The organism is Pseudomonas gessardii (assembly GCF_001983165.1).
Lineage (GTDB): Bacteria > Pseudomonadota > Gammaproteobacteria > Pseudomonadales > Pseudomonadaceae > Aquipseudomonas > Aquipseudomonas gessardii.
This window is the reverse complement of the sequence record NZ_MNPU01000017.1, coordinates 47,905-64,078: the sequence shown is the minus strand read 5'-3', so window position 1 is coordinate 64,078 and position 16,174 is coordinate 47,905. Positions and strand designations below refer to the sequence as shown.

15 protein-coding genes are annotated in these 16,174 nt (G+C 60.0%); 9 read left to right on the top strand and 6 right to left on the bottom strand.

Annotated elements, in window-relative coordinates; all coding sequences use genetic code 11:
• Window position 1 precedes the first annotated feature (1 nt).
• The 7 genes from BLL38_RS14030 (at window position 2) to BLL38_RS14000 (ending at window position 8,780) form a co-directional block, all read left to right on the top strand.
• Entirely contained in the window at window positions 2–874 is an 873-nt protein-coding gene (locus BLL38_RS14030; RefSeq protein ID WP_076963082.1) for a Tim44 domain-containing protein, read from the top strand.
• 185 nt (window positions 875–1,059) lie between these two features.
• The gene (locus BLL38_RS14025) at window positions 1,060–1,557 is read left to right on the top strand and encodes an RNA polymerase sigma factor (protein ID WP_038444572.1); all 498 of its coding nucleotides are present in this window, start codon (window positions 1,060–1,062) and stop codon (window positions 1,555–1,557) included.
• A 43-nt stretch (window positions 1,558–1,600) separates the two neighbouring features.
• Window positions 1,601–2,581, top strand: a complete 981-nt coding sequence (locus BLL38_RS14020) for a FecR family protein (protein ID WP_242627611.1) — start codon at window positions 1,601–1,603, stop codon at window positions 2,579–2,581.
• Window positions 2,582–2,716: 135 nt separating this feature from the next.
• Window positions 2,717–5,833: a TonB-dependent receptor domain-containing protein gene (locus tag BLL38_RS14015; protein WP_076963081.1), complete on the top strand. Its 3,117-nt coding sequence runs from the start codon at window positions 2,717–2,719 to the stop codon at window positions 5,831–5,833.
• A gap of 88 nt (window positions 5,834–5,921) precedes the next feature.
• Entirely contained in the window at window positions 5,922–6,680 is a 759-nt protein-coding gene (locus BLL38_RS14010; protein WP_076963080.1) for a Slam-dependent surface lipoprotein, read from the top strand.
• Window positions 6,681–6,839: 159 nt separating this feature from the next.
• Entirely contained in the window at window positions 6,840–8,273 is a 1,434-nt protein-coding gene (locus tag BLL38_RS14005; protein WP_076963119.1) for a surface lipoprotein assembly modifier, read from the top strand.
• 99 nt (window positions 8,274–8,372) lie between these two features.
• On the top strand, window positions 8,373–8,780 hold the full coding sequence (locus tag BLL38_RS14000; RefSeq protein ID WP_029290059.1) for an SMI1/KNR4 family protein: 408 nt from the start codon (window positions 8,373–8,375) through the stop codon (window positions 8,778–8,780).
• Between the two features lie 60 nt (window positions 8,781–8,840).
• Here the strand turns inward: BLL38_RS14000 and BLL38_RS13995 are convergent, their stop codons facing one another.
• Window positions 8,841–10,604: a cation:proton antiporter gene (locus tag BLL38_RS13995; protein WP_076963079.1), complete on the bottom strand. Its 1,764-nt coding sequence runs from the start codon at window positions 10,602–10,604 to the stop codon at window positions 8,841–8,843.
• Between the two features lie 292 nt (window positions 10,605–10,896).
• Between BLL38_RS13995 and BLL38_RS13990 the strand changes: the two genes are divergently transcribed.
• Window positions 10,897–11,382: an acyl-CoA thioesterase gene (locus BLL38_RS13990; protein ID WP_076963078.1), complete on the top strand. Its 486-nt coding sequence runs from the start codon at window positions 10,897–10,899 to the stop codon at window positions 11,380–11,382.
• Between the two features lie 35 nt (window positions 11,383–11,417).
• Here BLL38_RS13990 and pdxY read toward each other — a convergent pair whose 3' ends face one another.
• A complete protein-coding gene (gene pdxY, locus BLL38_RS13985; protein WP_076963077.1) occupies window positions 11,418–12,290 on the bottom strand; it encodes a pyridoxal kinase PdxY in 873 nt (290 codons plus the stop codon).
• Between the two features lie 116 nt (window positions 12,291–12,406).
• Here pdxY and BLL38_RS13980 point away from each other — a divergent pair, with 116 nt between their 5' ends.
• Window positions 12,407–12,799 carry a DUF3301 domain-containing protein gene (locus tag BLL38_RS13980; protein WP_076963076.1) on the top strand — a complete coding sequence of 131 codons (393 nt, stop codon included), beginning with the start codon at window positions 12,407–12,409 and terminating at the stop codon, window positions 12,797–12,799.
• Here the strand turns inward: BLL38_RS13980 and BLL38_RS13975 are convergent.
• From BLL38_RS13975 to dksA, 4 genes are read right to left on the bottom strand one after another with little or no spacing between them, the layout of a single operon-like run.
• Window positions 12,793–13,755, bottom strand: a complete 963-nt coding sequence (locus tag BLL38_RS13975) for a CobW family GTP-binding protein (RefSeq protein ID WP_076963075.1) — start codon at window positions 13,753–13,755, stop codon at window positions 12,793–12,795. The two genes, BLL38_RS13980 and BLL38_RS13975, sit on opposite strands and share 7 nt — an antisense overlap.
• A 45-nt stretch (window positions 13,756–13,800) precedes the next feature.
• A complete protein-coding gene (locus BLL38_RS13970; RefSeq protein ID WP_076963074.1) occupies window positions 13,801–14,445 on the bottom strand; it encodes a DUF1826 domain-containing protein in 645 nt (214 codons plus the stop codon).
• The gene (zigA, locus tag BLL38_RS13965) at window positions 14,445–15,653 is read right to left on the bottom strand and encodes a zinc metallochaperone GTPase ZigA (RefSeq protein WP_076963073.1); all 1,209 of its coding nucleotides are present in this window, start codon (window positions 15,651–15,653) and stop codon (window positions 14,445–14,447) included. The genes BLL38_RS13970 and zigA overlap by 1 nt, the downstream gene beginning before the upstream one ends.
• Before the next feature lie 26 nt (window positions 15,654–15,679).
• Window positions 15,680–16,084: an RNA polymerase-binding protein DksA gene (gene dksA / locus BLL38_RS13960; protein ID WP_076963072.1), complete on the bottom strand. Its 405-nt coding sequence runs from the start codon at window positions 16,082–16,084 to the stop codon at window positions 15,680–15,682.
• Between the last annotated feature and the right edge of the window lie 90 nt (window positions 16,085–16,174).

Genomic DNA, 16,174 nt, shown 5'->3' with positions numbered 1-16,174 from the left:
TATGAAACGTTTTCTTAGCATCGCCATGGCGTTGTGCATCGGCCTGACGATGAGCCTCGACGCCAACGCCAAACGCTTCGGTGGCGGTAAAAGCTCCGGCGCAGCACCGAGCCACCAGACCAGCCAAATGGCCCCCGCCGCTGGCGGCATGGGCGGAGCGGCGGCCACCGCAGGTGCGGCCGGTGCCGCGGGCGCTGCTGCCAAGGCCGGCGGTGCTTCGCGCTGGTTGGGCCCGCTGGCCGGTATCGCTGCCGGCGGCCTGCTCGCTTCCATGTTCATGGGCGGCGGCTTCCAGGGCATGCAGATCTTCGACATCCTGATCATGGCGGTCATCGCCTTTGTGATCTTCCGCTTTATCGCCGCCCGTCGCCGCAAGCAGCAGGAGCACCTGGCTCCAGCCGGCGCGCCGATGCAGCGTGAAGTGTTCGAGCAAAAGCCTGCCATGGGTTCGATCTTCGGCGGCTCGGCAGCACCTGCTGCCGCTCGTCCGGTGATCAACGCGCCAGCCTGGTTCAACGAAGAGCGTTTCGTCGAAGCGGCCCGCAACCACTTCCAGTCCCTGCAGCAACACTGGGACGCCAACGAAATGGACAAGATCGCCGAGTTCGTGACCCCGCAACTGCTGGAGTTCCTCAAGCGCGAACGCGCCGAGTTGGGCGACGCGTTCCAGTCGACCTATATCGACGACCTGCGCGTGCAACTGGAAGGTGTGGATGACCGCGCCGACAAGACCATCGCCACCCTGACCTTCAGCGGTGTGTCGAAGACTTCGCGCTTCGACCAGGGCGAAGTGTTCAGCGAAAGCTGGAACATGGAACGTCCGCAGGGCGAAAACCAGCTTTGGCTGGTCGCCGGTATCCGCCAGAACGGCTGATCCGCAAAGGCACACAGCCTGCTGTAACACACACCCCGGTCGTGTGCAGTGCTCTTGGGAGCCTGCACAACCGGGGTGTTTTTTTGCCTGTGGAAAAGTCAGTGCGCAGTTTCGCTGGATTAATGAGAACGACTCTCATTATACTCGCCCTCCCCGGTTCTGCCCGAGCATAGGAAAGTGCCGCCGTGCTGGAAAAACTGTTCACTCAACATGCACCTGCCTTGCATCGTTACCTGTTGCGCAAGAAATGCTCCCCAAGCCTGGCCTCGGACCTGGTGCAGGACACCTTCCTGCGCATCGCTCAGTTGGAGAGCCTGGAGCGCGTGCTGTGCGCACCGTCCTACCTGTTTCGGGTGGCGCACAACCTGATGATCGATCATCACCGCCGTTATGGTGAAAAGCGCTACGACAATGACCCCACCGCCTTCTTCGCCACCCTGGTCGATGAGACCAGTTGCCCCGAAGAACAGGCCCTCGGCGCACTGGAGCTGGAGCACCTGGAAAGCCTGCTGGAGCGCATGCCACCGCGTACCCGCGATGTGTTCATGCTGTGCCGGGTGGAGGGCATGACGCACAAAGAGACCGCGCGCTATTTACGGATATCCACAAGCTCTGTACAAAAACACATGGCAATGGCCCTGGCCAGGATTGGTCGGGCGCTGGAGCCAGGCCAAGAGGGCTGAGCCTTGTGTACGACAAAGAGCCAAAAGGTAAATAGACCGAACCGTGAACGCCTCCCCACACACTATCGACCCGGTAGAGCGCAAAGCTGCCGATTGGGTGATGCGCCATCGCCAAGGACAGCTTTCGGCACGTGAACTCGAGGCTTTTCAGCGCTGGCTGGCCGCCGACCCGTTGCACGCCGCCGCCGCCGAGCGCGCCAACCGTGCGTGGCAGGCCACCGCCCAGCTTAAGCAACGCCCCGGTTATATAAAACCCCAGCGCCCGCCGCGTGCCGCCTGGCTGCGTATGCCGGTGGTCGGCGGCAGCGCCGTGGCTGCGCTGGCGCTGGGCTGCTGGATGCTGCTGGCGCCACCTTTCTGGGTCCAAGCCCTGAACAGCGACTATCACACCGGGTTTGGCGAAGTGCGCCAGATCACCCTGGCCGACGGCAGCCAGGTGCAACTGGGGAGCCACAGCATCCTGAACCTGGCCTACGACGACCAGACCCGCCGGGTGCGCTTGAGCCAGGGCGAGGCGGTCTTCACCCCTGCGCCAATGAATGAACAGGAGCGGCGGCCCTTCACCGTACAAGCGCCCGGGGCCGATATCACCGCGCGAGGCACACGTTACCTGGTCGGTGTCGGCAAGGATCGCGAAGGCTGGGTGGGTGTGCTGCAGCATCGGGTCGAGGTCAACCTGACCCAGCACGGGCGCGATGAAGCCGCAGGTTCCGCGCTGCTGGAACAGGGCAACAGCCTGCACTTCAGCCCCAAGACGGGCCTGGTACCGCTGAACACCAGCCCCGAGGAACTGGCCAGTTGGCAGGAAGGCCGGCTGGTCTTCCAGCGCGAATCCCTGGCCGACGTCGCAGCCCACATCAACCGTTACCGACCCGGGCGGGTGCTGGTCAAGGGCGAGGCCCTGCGCAACGTACGGGTCAGCGCGGTAATGCGCCTGGATAACCTCGACGCCGCGCTTGAACGCCTGGTGGCGCAAGTCCACGGGCGCATGGTTAACCTGCCTGGGTTGACGCTGATCTACTGAGCGGCCTCACGCCGCGACAACTTCAAAATCAGATAAAAAACAATATTAATAGATCATAACGATCTATCGCGTTTTTGCAGCTGGGCCGTTTCTACTACATGTGAATAAATCTTATTTACTTTAGTGAGGCCGGTTTTGCAGACGCAAGAAAACAACAAAAAGCGCAAGGCAACAAAACGCACCCGACTGAGCCTGGGGATTCAGTTGGCCGCCATTGCGCTGGTCGCCGATGCCACGACCATCAGCCCGGTGCTGGCAGCGCCAGCCGCAAGCGCCAACCACGCCCCGGCCACTGACGTACACAACTTCGACGTGCCCACCCTGGCGCTGGATCAAGCCTTGGTCCTGCTGGCGCGCCAGGCCGGTGTCGAGCTGTATCTGGGCAGCAACGACTTCACCAACAGCTACGGCAACCCGGTCAAGGGTCGCCTGTCCCTGGACGCTGCGCTGCAAACACTGCTGGCCAACCAAGGGGTCAGCTACAGCCTCACCGGCTCAGCCGAGCGCCCGATCATCCAGGTGCAATCGGCACCCAATTCGACGGGGATCCAGGCCGGCGACCTGCATCCGACCTACGTCATGGGCATGGAAGGCAAGCAGTCCCGCGACGAAAAGGGCTACAACGATATCTACGATCAGGACATCTCCTCGGTGTATGCCGGCAAGGAGCAGATCGAACGCTACAAAGGCGCGGCCCCCGCCGATATGTTCAAGGGCATGCTCAACGTGTACAGCGGCGATTCGCGCAACAGCGGCGCACTGGATCCGAACATCCGCGGCATCCAGGGCCCTGGCCGCGTGCCCCTGACCATCGACGGCACCGAACAGGCAATCACCGCTTATCGCGGCTACATGGGCGCCAACAACCGTAACTATATCGACCCCAACCTGATCGGCAGTATCAAGGTGCTCAAGGGGCCGAACCTGGAGCGTAACGTCTACAGCGGCATTGGCGGCGCGGTGGTGGCCAGCACCCTAAACGTCGACGACGTGCTCAAGCAGGACCAGGAATATGGTGGCGAACTTAAAATCGAAGGCAGCAACAACTCGGTGTCGCCCAAACTGCCGACGCTGATGACCGGGCAAATGCCCAGCCCCGGCTATGAGTACTCACCCATCAGGGGCTATTACGATCACTCGCTGTACAAACACCCACGCACCAGCAGCAGTAACAAACTGCTGTCCAGCGATGACTCCGCCTACCGCCTGGCACTGGCCACGCGCCAGGAAAAATTCGAACTGCTGGCAGCCTACGCCTTGCGTGAAAAAGGCAACCACTACGCGGGTAAGAACAAGAGCGGCTTCTATTCCAGCGGCAAGCAAGTCAACGGCGAGTTTGACTACATTCCCAACCTCGCCACTATCTACAAACCGGGCGATGAAGTGCCCAACACCTCCAGCAAGATGGAGTCCTGGCTGGGCAAGGCCAAACTCAAGATTGATGAAAACCAGTCCCTGGAATTCGGCTATCGCGACACCGATGCGCTGTACGGCGAGATCCTGCCATCACGGATCTCGTTCTTTAAACCCGGCACGACTTACGACGCCGCCACCAACGGCGTGCCGCAATGGCCGTTGAGCCATGTGCAAAGCAAAGCCTACAACCTGGAATACAACCTCAAGCCCGAAGGCAACCCGTGGGTGGATTTCTATTCCAACCTGTGGATGACCAACACCCGTAGCGATACCTACAGCAGCGGTGGCGTGCCCAATCAAACCACCATCACCGACCCGGTGTACCGTAATACCGCCCTGGCCAACGCCAAGCATGATCGGGTCGGCCTGACCGCAAGCAATAAGTTTAAGTTGCTTGATAGCCTCGATCTGACCCTGGGTGGTAGTTATCAGCATGAAAAGTTGGGCTCGAACGACAACTATTACGACCCTATCATCAGCGACACGTTGCGCATGTACCCTCGGGCCGGACGCCGCGAGGAACAGGAATACAACTTCAAATTCGACTGGCGGCCCGTGAGTTTTGCCAAGTTTGAGGCGGGGATGCGTTATTCGTCTTATTGGGCATTTGATGACTACTTGAAAAGTGCCCAAGACAAGAGTGGGGTCACAACACAACTTGAAGAAACCGGGCGGCAGGTGGATTACACCACGCGAAAGACGCTGACCGAGTCCGAGTGGCAAGCCGACATTGATCGACAAATTGCAAACAACAAAGTTTTCTGGGATATGTTTGATACCCCGGAGTCGGAGCGTCAGGAGATAATTGACGTAATCAAACAACAAACACCACGTGTGCAAGACACTCAGCACAAGGCGGATTGGGCGAGTGACGCAAAAGGTCGTTATTCACGCGATAACAATCCATGCATTAATGGATTGAGTGCAGGCGAAAATATCATTTCCTGCAGCGCTTCCGGAAACGGCGAGGGCTACGAAAAAGATATCAAAGCCAAACACCAGAAAGACAGTGGCTGGACACCTTCGCTTTCTGCAACGTTCTATACCTCGGAAAATGGCCGGGTCTACCTGCGCTACAGCGAGGCCATCCGTTACCCAAGCATGTTTGAAAGCACCATTGGCTTTTCCTCATCGGTCAACCCCTGGGGGCTTGAGCCAGAACATGCGCATAACTACGAAGCCGCCTACATCCATAACCTGGCCGGCTGGGGTGGCAGTGAAAGCGCTGACATCAAGCTGAGCTATTACTACAACACTACAAAAAACGTGATCGAACGCGACCCACAACTGCGCTTCAGTAACCTTGAGAAGCAAGTCACTTCCGGCGTGGAGTTCCAGGGTCGCTACGATAACGGACGTTTTTTCACCGATATGAGTATCGGCCATGTCCTGAAAAACAGAGTCTGCGATGAAAACTCGGCGGTCTCCGTCAGCACCGATGGCAGTACCCCCAACTGCGTGGATGACGGTTTTGTAGGTGGATACCTGGTGAGCATGGCAATGCCGGAGTGGACTGCCAACCTCGGGTTAGGTGCGCGCTTCCTTGATCGCAAACTGGAAGTGGGCGGACGGGCTATTTATTACCGCCAACATGAAAACAAGTTCTATGACAACTACCCCAACAGCGCCATGGTCAGTTATTACCTGAATACGCCCATGTCATGGGACAAGATCATCACGTATGACGCCTACGTTAACTACAAATTGACCGATGACGCATCCATCGAGTTAACCGGCACCAACTTGAGCAACCTTTATTACATCGACCCACTGACGCGTTCGGCCATGCCCGCGCCCGGTCGAACGTTAAAACTCGCTTTCACCACTACTTTTTAAGTTTGGAGGTACTGCATGGGAGGCTAAAGAAGAAATTGGCAAACGCTTGACGTGTTGACTTAATTTAAATCACTCAATGGATGATGAAATGAAATCTTTCAACTACACAGTATTGGCAGTGGCACTTCTGGGTCTAGCCGGCGTTGCCCAGGCAGACACTTCTTCCGCGCAAAGTTACACCGGTACTATCGTCGTCGGCGGCACGGGCGCCACATCGCCTAACCACCCAAGCTCGCCAGGCCAGCCCGCCGTGGGCGTCCTCGCGTTCTACGGTGGCGCAAAAGTGCCGTTTAGCGGCCTCAAAGGCATGGTGGCCACTGACACCAATGGGGTGACAACCATTACCCCGGCGATGATGCCAGCCTCTCACTCCGCCCTTGGCAACTTCGACTTCAAACAAGTCGCCAACCAGCAGGTGTACTACGGCGAATGGTCGCAGACCGGCGCCACCAACGACCCGACCCGTGTCGTGTACTACTCCGGCGACACCACCGGCCGTGTATTGCCAACAGCCAACGTGACCTATGCAGTACAGGGCATCAACAACTACTCCGGGGCGAATGTGCTGTCTGGCGACCTGACCGCCTCGTTCGGCAACGCGACACCCACCTTGACCGGCTCGCTGAGCAACAGCGCGCTTAAAGTTCAAGTCACCGCAGCCATCGACACCGCCACCGCAGGCTTCGCCGGTACTGCCCAGGCGCGTAATACCGCAACCAACGCATTGCTTTCGTCCGGCACCTCACAAGGCAGCTTCTTCGGCGCAGGCTCTACCGCGTCGCTGGCCGGTATCGCCAAGTTCACCGACCGCAACTACGACACCGCCTTCGGTGGCGTCGCCAAGTAATCGCCCGTTGAACCTGTTGTAGCACCACCCAAGCAAGTGCCTGCCCCCAGGCACTTGCTTTTGGCGTTTTGAAGCGATCCCGAGAGCCCGGTAATGCCCCAGCCCTACTGCATGCGATCCCTTACGCTCCACGTTCTGCCCTTTTTTCTGCTGCTGTCCATGGCCCCGAGGGTTTTTGCCGCCGACCAGGACACCCGCCTGCGCCTGAACCAGACCATCGAATACCGCGCCAACCAGCAAGAGCGCGAGCTGCTCAAGGATGAACTGCCCAGCGACGGCGCACCGCCGCTGTTGAATATCGATGGGCAGACCTACAGCGTGGGCAACAACCTCGATGAACTGGGGCGCGCGGTGTACCTGTCCATCGAGCGCCAGCAATGGCCGCAAGCCAGGGATTACCTTAGGCGCTACACCGCCCTGCCCGGCCACGACCCGATGCTCACCGCCTATGCCAAGGGCGGCCTGGCCCGCGCCGATGGCGATCTTGAACAGGCCGAAAGCCAATACCGCCAGTTGCTGGCATTGCAGGCCGACTTCCTGCCCGGGCGCCTGGAACTGGCGCGGGTGTTGTTCGAGAACCGCAAGGATGGCGAGTCCAACAGCGTATTCCAGCAGATCAGCAGCAGCCTCAGCCCAGCTGACGCGCAAGCCATGGGCGTGGGCAAGACCGTCGACAGTTTTATCCAGGCCCTGGACCACCGTGAAGACTGGCAGGGCTCCCTGGCTATCGGCCCGACCTGGGGCTACAACCTCAACCAGTCCCCGGAAAGCGAGGTGACTTATCGCTACGTCACCCCCGACGAAACCATCTACGTCAAACGCTCACTGCCCAAGGCCGTGTCTGCCCACGGCGCGGACTACGAGGCCACGCTCAACAAACGCGTGGCCATCAGCGGCCATCACGGGGTGTTCATGCGCTCGCTGCTCTATGGCCAGGCCTATGAAAAACAGAGCAAGTACAACGAAGGCACCCTCATCAATAACGCCGGCTATAGCTACCACGACGCCAAAAACCAGTACGCCCTCGGGCCGTCGTTTGAATTCAATACGATTGGTGACAACGCCATGTACAGCGCCTGGGGGCTGCGCGGCGAATGGACTCATACACTGTCGGCCACGCGTATGTTCAAGCTGGAAGGCGAATACAAGGACATGGCCTACAAACACGAGATCAATAGCAACCTCGACGGCGGCATCAGTTCGGTCTACGCCACCCTGTGGCAGGCCCTGCCCCAGCGGTGGACGCTGTTCGGCGGCGTAGACCTGAGCGACCGCAACACCCAGGACCGCACGGCGGCCTACCTGCAAAAGGGCGTGCGGCTAGGGGTGGCGAAGGATTTCGAGGTGGGCGTCAGCGCCGTGCTGTTCGCCTCGTACCGCAAACGCCAATACGATGCCTACAGCGCTATCGTCGATGACCGACGCAATGAGAAAGAACAAGGCTACACCTTTATCCTACGTGCCCCACGCCTGGCGGTGCTGGATGCGGTGCCCAGCCTGACGGTCAAGTACAACAAGGTTGTCAGTAATGTGGATTGGCTTTATTCCTACGACAAAAACAGCATCAGCCTAAAGCTAGAAAAGCAGTTTTAACCGGCTTCACCGGGTTTTCTATTTCGCGGTTGCACTTATAGCGAGCTACTGTATAAAACGCCCCTATAAACCGCGCCATCTAGCATGAGGATCCCGGCCGTGGAAGAAGTCATCGAACAATTGCGTGAAGCCAACGAACCGGTACCGGTTCCTCTGGAACTGCCCGACGAAGACCAGTTGGTGGAAGTCGAAGAACAGCTGTTTATCAACATCCCGTTTGTATTCAAGGAATTCCTGCTGACCGTCAGCGATGTGGTGTATGGCAGCCTGGAGCCGGTGACCATCACCGACCCCCAGTCCCACACCTATCTGCCGGAAGTCGCCGCCAATGCCTGGGATATTGGCGTGCCTCGCGAGCTGATCCCGATTTGCCAGGACGGCGACGACTACTACTGCGTCGAAGAAGACGGCACGGTGGTGTTGTGGTCCGGTGAAGAGGAACTGGTGACCGAAGAGTCCTGGGAGTCGGTGTGGCACTGGGCACGGGACGTGTGGCTGGAAAGCTGATCCCAAGCCTGTGACAGGCCGGTTTACGTGGCGATGGGCTTGCCCCCTCGCCACATACGGTCAGTGCTCCGGCGTGTCCTTGTGATTGTCCAGGGTCTCCAGCAAGGCTACCTGCATACGCGTATGGATGCGGATGAACCAGCGCCAGAGCACGGCGGCCACTGCCGCCGCCACCACGGCAATCAACACCAGCAACTTGTTGGTCGGCAGGATACTGGCCGACAAGGCTGCCAATAGCAGGAAAATCACCAACAGCGAGAGGATCGGGATCAGTTCGGCAATCACTCGCCGCACGCGCTGGGTATGGCGCCCGGCCATTTCCGGCTTCACACTCATCTCCGCCAGCAACATCGACAGCGCCTTGAGCTTGCGATACGCGGCGATCAAAAATGGCAGCGACAGCAACAACGCAGCGCCCCAGATCAATGCCTTCTGCCAACTTGGATCACTGATCCAGCCTTGCAGATACCCGCCAATCCGCGCGGCGAAAAAGCTACCGGTAAAGAAGATTGCCACCACCAGCGCCAGGTTCACCCCCACCTGCAGGATGATCTTGCGGATCATCGACGCCAGCATCGCGCCTTCGCCCTGGGGTTGGATGCTGCGCAGCCATTCGCCATACAGGCCAAACACCCGGCTCAGGCGCTGCGGCATCACCGCCGCGATCTTCAAGGACAACGGGTCGGCACCACGAATCAGGTACGGCGTGAGCAAGGTGGTAATCGCCGACACGGCCACCGCCACCGGGTAGAGAAAGTCGCTGGTGACCTGCAAGGTCATCCCCAGCGCCGCAATGATGAAAGAAAACTCGCCAATCTGTGACAGCCCCATGCCCACCCGCAACGAGGTGCGGCCGTCGTTACCGGCGATAAACGCGCCAAGGCCACAGGACAGCATCTTGCCCAGCACCACGGCCACGGTAATCACCGCAATCGGCCACGCGTATTGCAGCAGGATCTGCGGGTCGATCATCAAGCCGATGGCCACAAAGAAGATCGCGCTGAACATGTCGCGAACCGGCTCGATCAGGCGCTCGATTTTCAGCAACTGCCGGGATTCAGCCATGATCGCACCGATCAGGAAGGCGCCCAGCACCATGCTGTACTCCAGCTTGACCACCAGCAGGCAAAAACCGAAACACAGGCCCAGGACGGTGATCAGCAACATCTCGTTGCTTTCAAACTTGGCCACGTAGGCCAGCAGCCGTGGCACCAGCAAGATGCCGATCACCAGGGCCACGATCATGAACAGCGAGAGCTTGCCGACCGTGGAAAACACCTCGCCGGAACTGACCGTGCCACTGACGGCGATACTCGACAGCAGGGCGATGATGCCAATGCCCAGAATGTCTTCGACGATCAGCACGCCAAAGATCAGTTGGGCAAAGCGCTGGTTTTTCATCTTCAGGTCGTTGAGGGCCTTGACGATGATGGTGGTCGAGGAAATCGCCAGAATCGCGCCGAGGAACAGCGAGTCCATGGTGTTCCAGTCGAACCATTGGCCAATTTCGTAGCCAATCCAGATCATCAGGATGATTTCCAGGAAGGCCGCGATAAACGCCGTGGCGCCCACCTTGAACAGCTTGCGCAGGCTGAACTCCAGGCCCAGGCAGAACATCAGGAAGATCACCCCCAGCTCAGCCAGGGTCTTGATGGTGTCTTCGTCGTGGATCAGGCCGAATGGCGGGGTGTGCGGGCCGATGATAAAGCCGGCGACGATGTACCCCAGGACGACCGGCTGCTTGAGACGGTGGAACAGGATGGTCACCACCCCTGCCACGAGCATGATCACCGCCAAGTCCTGGATAAAGCTGATGGCGTGCATGGCGAGGGGCTCCTTGAGGGTACTGGCACGTTCCCAGGTTCCACGCAGCCGCCACAACGGCGCGCAATGTGCGGAAGGAAAAGTCTGTGTTATTCGTAAGAAATGCCCTTGAAATGAGCTTTTCAAGGGTAACACCGCGACTTGCGGCAGAAAGCCGGTGCAATATATGGAAACAGATCGACCCGGGCGTGACGGCAAGCCCCGCCCCGGCGTCCCGTAAGGGATGGCGCTGTAATGATTCCAGCATCCGCAGAGGTGCCCCCCAACCAATGCCTACAACCGTGAGTGTGCTATGGAACCCGGAAACGCCCAGCTGTCGATGACGGTATTGATGACCCCTGATATGGCCAATTTTTCAGGCAATGTCCACGGTGGCACCCTGCTCAAATACCTCGACGAAGTGGCCTACGCCTGCGCCAGCCGTTATGCCGGCCGCTACGTAGTCACACTGTCGGTGGACCAGGTGACTTTTCGCGAGCCGATCCATGTGGGCGAGCTCGTGACATTCCTGGCTTCGGTCAACTACACCGGCAATACGTCGATGGAAGTGGGGGTCAAGGTCGTCACCGAGAACATCCGCGAGCGTTCGGTACGCCATACCAACAGTTGCTTCTTCACCATGGTCGCCGTCGACGACGACCGCAAACCGACCGCCGTGCCCACGTTGCAGCCACAGAGCAGTGAAGACAAGCGCCGGTTTATCCAGGCCAAACAGCGCCGGCAGGTTCGCCAGGAGCTGGAGAAGCGCTACCAGGAGATCAAGGCTGACACTCTCTGATCCCAGGCTGTGGACCCCACATTGGGCTGGTGGTGTTAGAGGCTGATCGGCGTGGCTTCAAAGCGCACACGCGGATGGGCGATGCGGTCCTGGGCCCGCACCAATTCCAACTCGTAGCTGGCGCACGCCTGGGTTTCCAGCAGTACTTCGTGCACGGCTGCGGCGGTGAACTCGAAGGCCGCCAGCAGGCTGTCGCCCAGCAACACCCGCGCCAGGAACAGGCCCGACGTCAGGTCGCCGACCCCCACCGGCTGGCGCGCAAAGGCCAGCAATGGCCGACGCAGGTGCCAACTGCCTTCAGCCGTCACCAGCAGCATCTCGAAACCCTCTGCCAGCTTGCCTGGATAATCCAAGTGCTTGACCAGCACCGCTTTCGGTCCACGGGCCAGCAGGGCCCGCGCCATGCCCAGGCAATCGAACAGCGACTGCGGTTTACGCCCGCAAAAACTGTCCAGCTCCAATTGGTTGGGGCACAAGAAGTCAGCCATGGCCAGCGCTTCGTCCAGCAAAAAATCACTGACTTCCTGGGGCACGATGCAGCCTTTTTCCGGGTGGCCCATTACCGGGTCGCACAGGTACAGGGCCTTGGGGTTGATCGCCTTGATCCGTGCCACACCGCTCAGGATCGCCCGGCCCTGGGCGGCGCTGCCCAAGTAGCCGGACAGCACTGCATCGCAGTTGCCCAGCTCGCCAATCGCCGCAATCCCCTCCACCAGCGCAGGAATTTGCTGCGGCGCCAACACTTCTCCCGCCCACTGGCCATACTGGGTATGGTTGGAGAACTGCACAGTGTTGAGCGGCCAGACATTCACCCCCACCCGCTGCATGGGAAACACGGCGGCGCTGTTGCCGGCATGGCCGAAGACCACATGGGACTGGATCGCAAGCAGATGAGGAGTACGTTTCATGCAGGAAACTTCCGTAAAACCGTTAAATTCTGGCCGCGCAGTATGCGACTAAAAGCAGCCTGTACGACAGACCGGAGACACAGTTAAGCTGGCCTTACTTTGTTGGAGCAAATCGCATGCTGACCCTGGGAAATATCTTTGTGCTGATGCTGCTGGCGGCGGCTGCCGCCTGGGTGTGGCACAACCACGGCTTGCGCGAGCGCGCGCTGGAGAGGGTCAAACAGCATTGCGCCAAGCTCGACATCGAACTGCTCGATGGTGCCGTGGCCTTGAAACGCATCGGTTTCGTCAAGGACGCCAGCGGCCGACGGCGTTTGGCGCGGGTCTACAACTTTGAATTCACCGTGACCGGCGAAGCCCGTCATCCCGGCACCATCACCCAGTTTGGGGCCCACAGTGCGCAGATCGAACTGGCGCCCTACCCGTTTGAAATAAAGACACCACAGCCCAGCGCCGAAGTGATTGAACTGAGCCAGTGGCGCCAGGAGCACGGCAAGGGCCGTCACTGACGGCAAGCGGCCAGGGCTTTTTGCAGTGCTGTCACGTCCTGCTCTTCGCGAAAGATCAGCTCGATGCGCGAGTCCCGGCGCCATTCGCTGGGCTGCCAGGTGAGCGTGGTGTTATCCACAGCGTTGGCCGAGACCCAACCCGCGGCGCTGTGGATAACCAATTTGGCACGACGCCAGTCCAGGCCCTGCAAGCATTGCCGCAGCAGCGTGGGGGCGAACTGCTGGCTCGGGTGCCAGCGCCAACCGATGCTCCAGCCCCCCTCCTGGGCCTGATGCAGGCAAATCGGCACACACGGATCGCTCCAGATTGCCGGGATTTGCGCCACTCCCTTGGGCACTTGAAAGTTATCCACAGCCGCCCCGGCCTGTGCACCAAACCCCGGTAGCCGAGCCAATGGCAACTGCGCCTGCCGCGCCCAGTAAACCTCGCAGGCCGGCAGTGCCCTTTCGATCGCGGTTCGTTGCGCGGGGTCCAGCCCTTCTTCCTTGTTCAGCACCAGCAACCCGGCGCTGGCCAATGCCTCGCGTTGCGCGTCGGGCAACGGTCTGCCCGCCGCCAGTGCCTGGGCGTCGAGTACCAGCACACAAGGCTGGACGGCAAGCACGGTTTGCCAGGGCGCCTGGCGCAACTGCGCAAGCAATTGCGCCGGGTGCCCCAACCCAGAGGGCTCGATAAACAGCCGGTCCGGCTTGGCCTTACGCAGTAGGCGGCCCAGCCCTACCTGGAACGGCGCACCGTTCACACAACACAAACAGCCACCGGCCACTTCGCCAAGGGCAATGCCGTCGTCATCCAGGGTCAGCAGCGCGGCATCCAGGCCGATCTGCCCGAACTCATTGATCAACACGGCCCAGCGCTCGTTGGCCGGACGCTGGGTGAACAGGTGTTTGATCAAACTGGTCTTGCCGGCCCCCAATGGGCCGGCAATCACATGCGTGGGAATATTCTGCAGCATCGTGGACATTATTCAGGCCGTGTAGAGACGCTTGATCCTACCCGGTTATGCCAGCCAATCCAGCGTCAGAATCAGCCGTCGCTCGTTGGCGGCCAGCGTCGGCGAGCGGTGAATCAAGCCATAGCCTTCATTGCCGCGCCACTTTTCGCCCTTGAGCAGGGCGACTTCGCCACAGTGGATCTGCTCGATACGCTCGCGGGGTTCCGCGTCTGCCTGGCTCAACTGGCGCCGGTCCATCACCCCTTCGCGCAGCCATTGGCTGCCGATGCCAGCATAGGTGGTGATCAAACGCACGGGCACGTGATCGACGTGAAAGCGCGGGCACATGGCCTTGTCCAGCAGCCTCAGCCGCACGCCAATACGCTTGGCGCCCAACAGGCAGGCAAAAGCGCTGATCAGCCAGGCAACATCAGCGATAAAGCCTTCGTAGCCCTCAAGGTCACGACAGCCTGCGGCCAGCCCCTGCAAGTTGGGTTCGGCGTCTTCGCTGTCCAACTCCACCACCAGCGACTCGGCGAGCGGCTCGTCCAGCGAGACCAGCAACGCGCCAAACTCGGCGATGTGCAGCGGCAACTGGCGCTGCCACAGCGCCAGGTTGACGCCGTTATCCAGGATGTCGGCGAGGGCCAACGGGGTTTCCCCACGGGTCTGGCGAATCACCGGGCGCAGTTGAATCACAGGTGCCAGCATCAGGCGGCTGCCTCCTCGTACCAAGGGCCAAAAGGATCGGCCAGCAGGCCCCAACCTTCGGCGCCCAGGGCCATTTCTTCATCCGTCAGCAGACACGCGTCCAGTTCCATACGCATCTGCACAAAATCGATGTTCTGCCCGATAAACACCAGTTCCTGGCGGCAATCGCCGGTGCTCAGTTGCCAGTTACCCATGATTGCCGCGACGCTTTCCTGGTCCTCGGGCCATTGGCTTTTCGGCACAAAGCGCCACCAGCGACCGGCAAAACCATGGCGCATCAGGCCACCGGCCTGGGACCAACTGCCAGCGTCGCGGTGCTTGCTGGCCAGCCAAAAAAACCCCTTGGAGCGCAGCAGCTTGCCATTGCTCCACGGGCGGTCGATAAAGTCGAAAAAGCGCTGGGGATGGAATGGCCGGCGCGCCCGATAAGCCGTGGAGGCGATGCCATATTCCTCGGTTTCCGGCACATGTTCGCCGCGCAGCTCCTGCAACCAGCCCGGCGCCTGGGCCGCGCGCTCAAAATCAAAACGCCCGGTATTGAGGATCTCGGCCAGCGGCACCTCGCCCATCACCATGGGGATAATGCGCGCCTGGGCATTCAGGCGCTCCAGGATGGCCACCAGTTCTTCACGTTCGTGGCGGCTGATCAGGTCGATCTTGCTGATCAGAATGACGTCGGCGAACTCGATCTGTTCAATCAGCAGGTCGGTGATGGAGCGTTCATCGTCCTCACCCAACGTTTCGCCGCGGGACGCCAGGCTTTCGGCCGCCTGGTAATCGAGCAGGAAGTTCATGCCGTCGACCACGGTGACCATGGTGTCGAGCCGCGCAATATCCGCCAGGCTCTGGCCGTTTTCATCGCGAAAGGTGAAGGTTTCCGCCACCGGCAGCGGCTCGGAAATGCCGGTGGATTCGATCAGCAGGTAATCGAACCGACCCTCCCTGGCGAGCTTTCCTACCTCGACCAGCAAGTCTTCGCGCAAGGTGCAGCAGATGCAGCCGTTGCTCATCTCCACCAGTTTTTCTTCGGCGCGATTGAGGCTGACGTCGCGCTGGACTGCGGCGCCATCAATGTTGATTTCGCTCATATCGTTGACGATCACCGCCACCCGCAGATTTTCGCGGTTGCGCAGGACGTAATTGAGCAGCGTGCTTTTACCGGCGCCGAGAAAGCCGGAGAGCACGGTAACGGGTAGACGGTCGGTCATCGGGTGTTCCTCATCAGGGTGGCCGGTCAAATCGCCCGTTGATGGCGTTCGCGCAGCTCTTCACGTTCTTTGGCTTCGATACACAGGGTGGCGGTGGGCCGCAGCAACAGACGCTGGAGGCCAATCGGCTCGCCCGTCTCGCGGCACCAGCCGTATTCACCACGCGCCAGGAGCTCAAGGGCTTCGTCGATCTTGTCCAGCAGCTTCTTTTCCCGCTCCAGCAGGCGCAATTGCCACTGGCGCTGTTCTTCGGCACTGCCGATATCGGCGAGGTCGCTGTTGGGCTCTTGCTCGCGCAGCACGATAAATTCGGCTTCGATGCGCGCTTGCAGGTCATCGCGCTGGTCCAATAGCCGCTCGCGGAAAAAGGCTTGCTGGGCCTCATTCATGTAATCCGCAGGCGGTTGGGCAAGCAGGTCTTGTTCAGTCATCGGGACGGTTCACGGGTCAGGCTGTGCTTTTATGTTATAGTATAACAATACAAATAAGCCAATCCCCTCTTGCCCGTCACGACGAAGGGC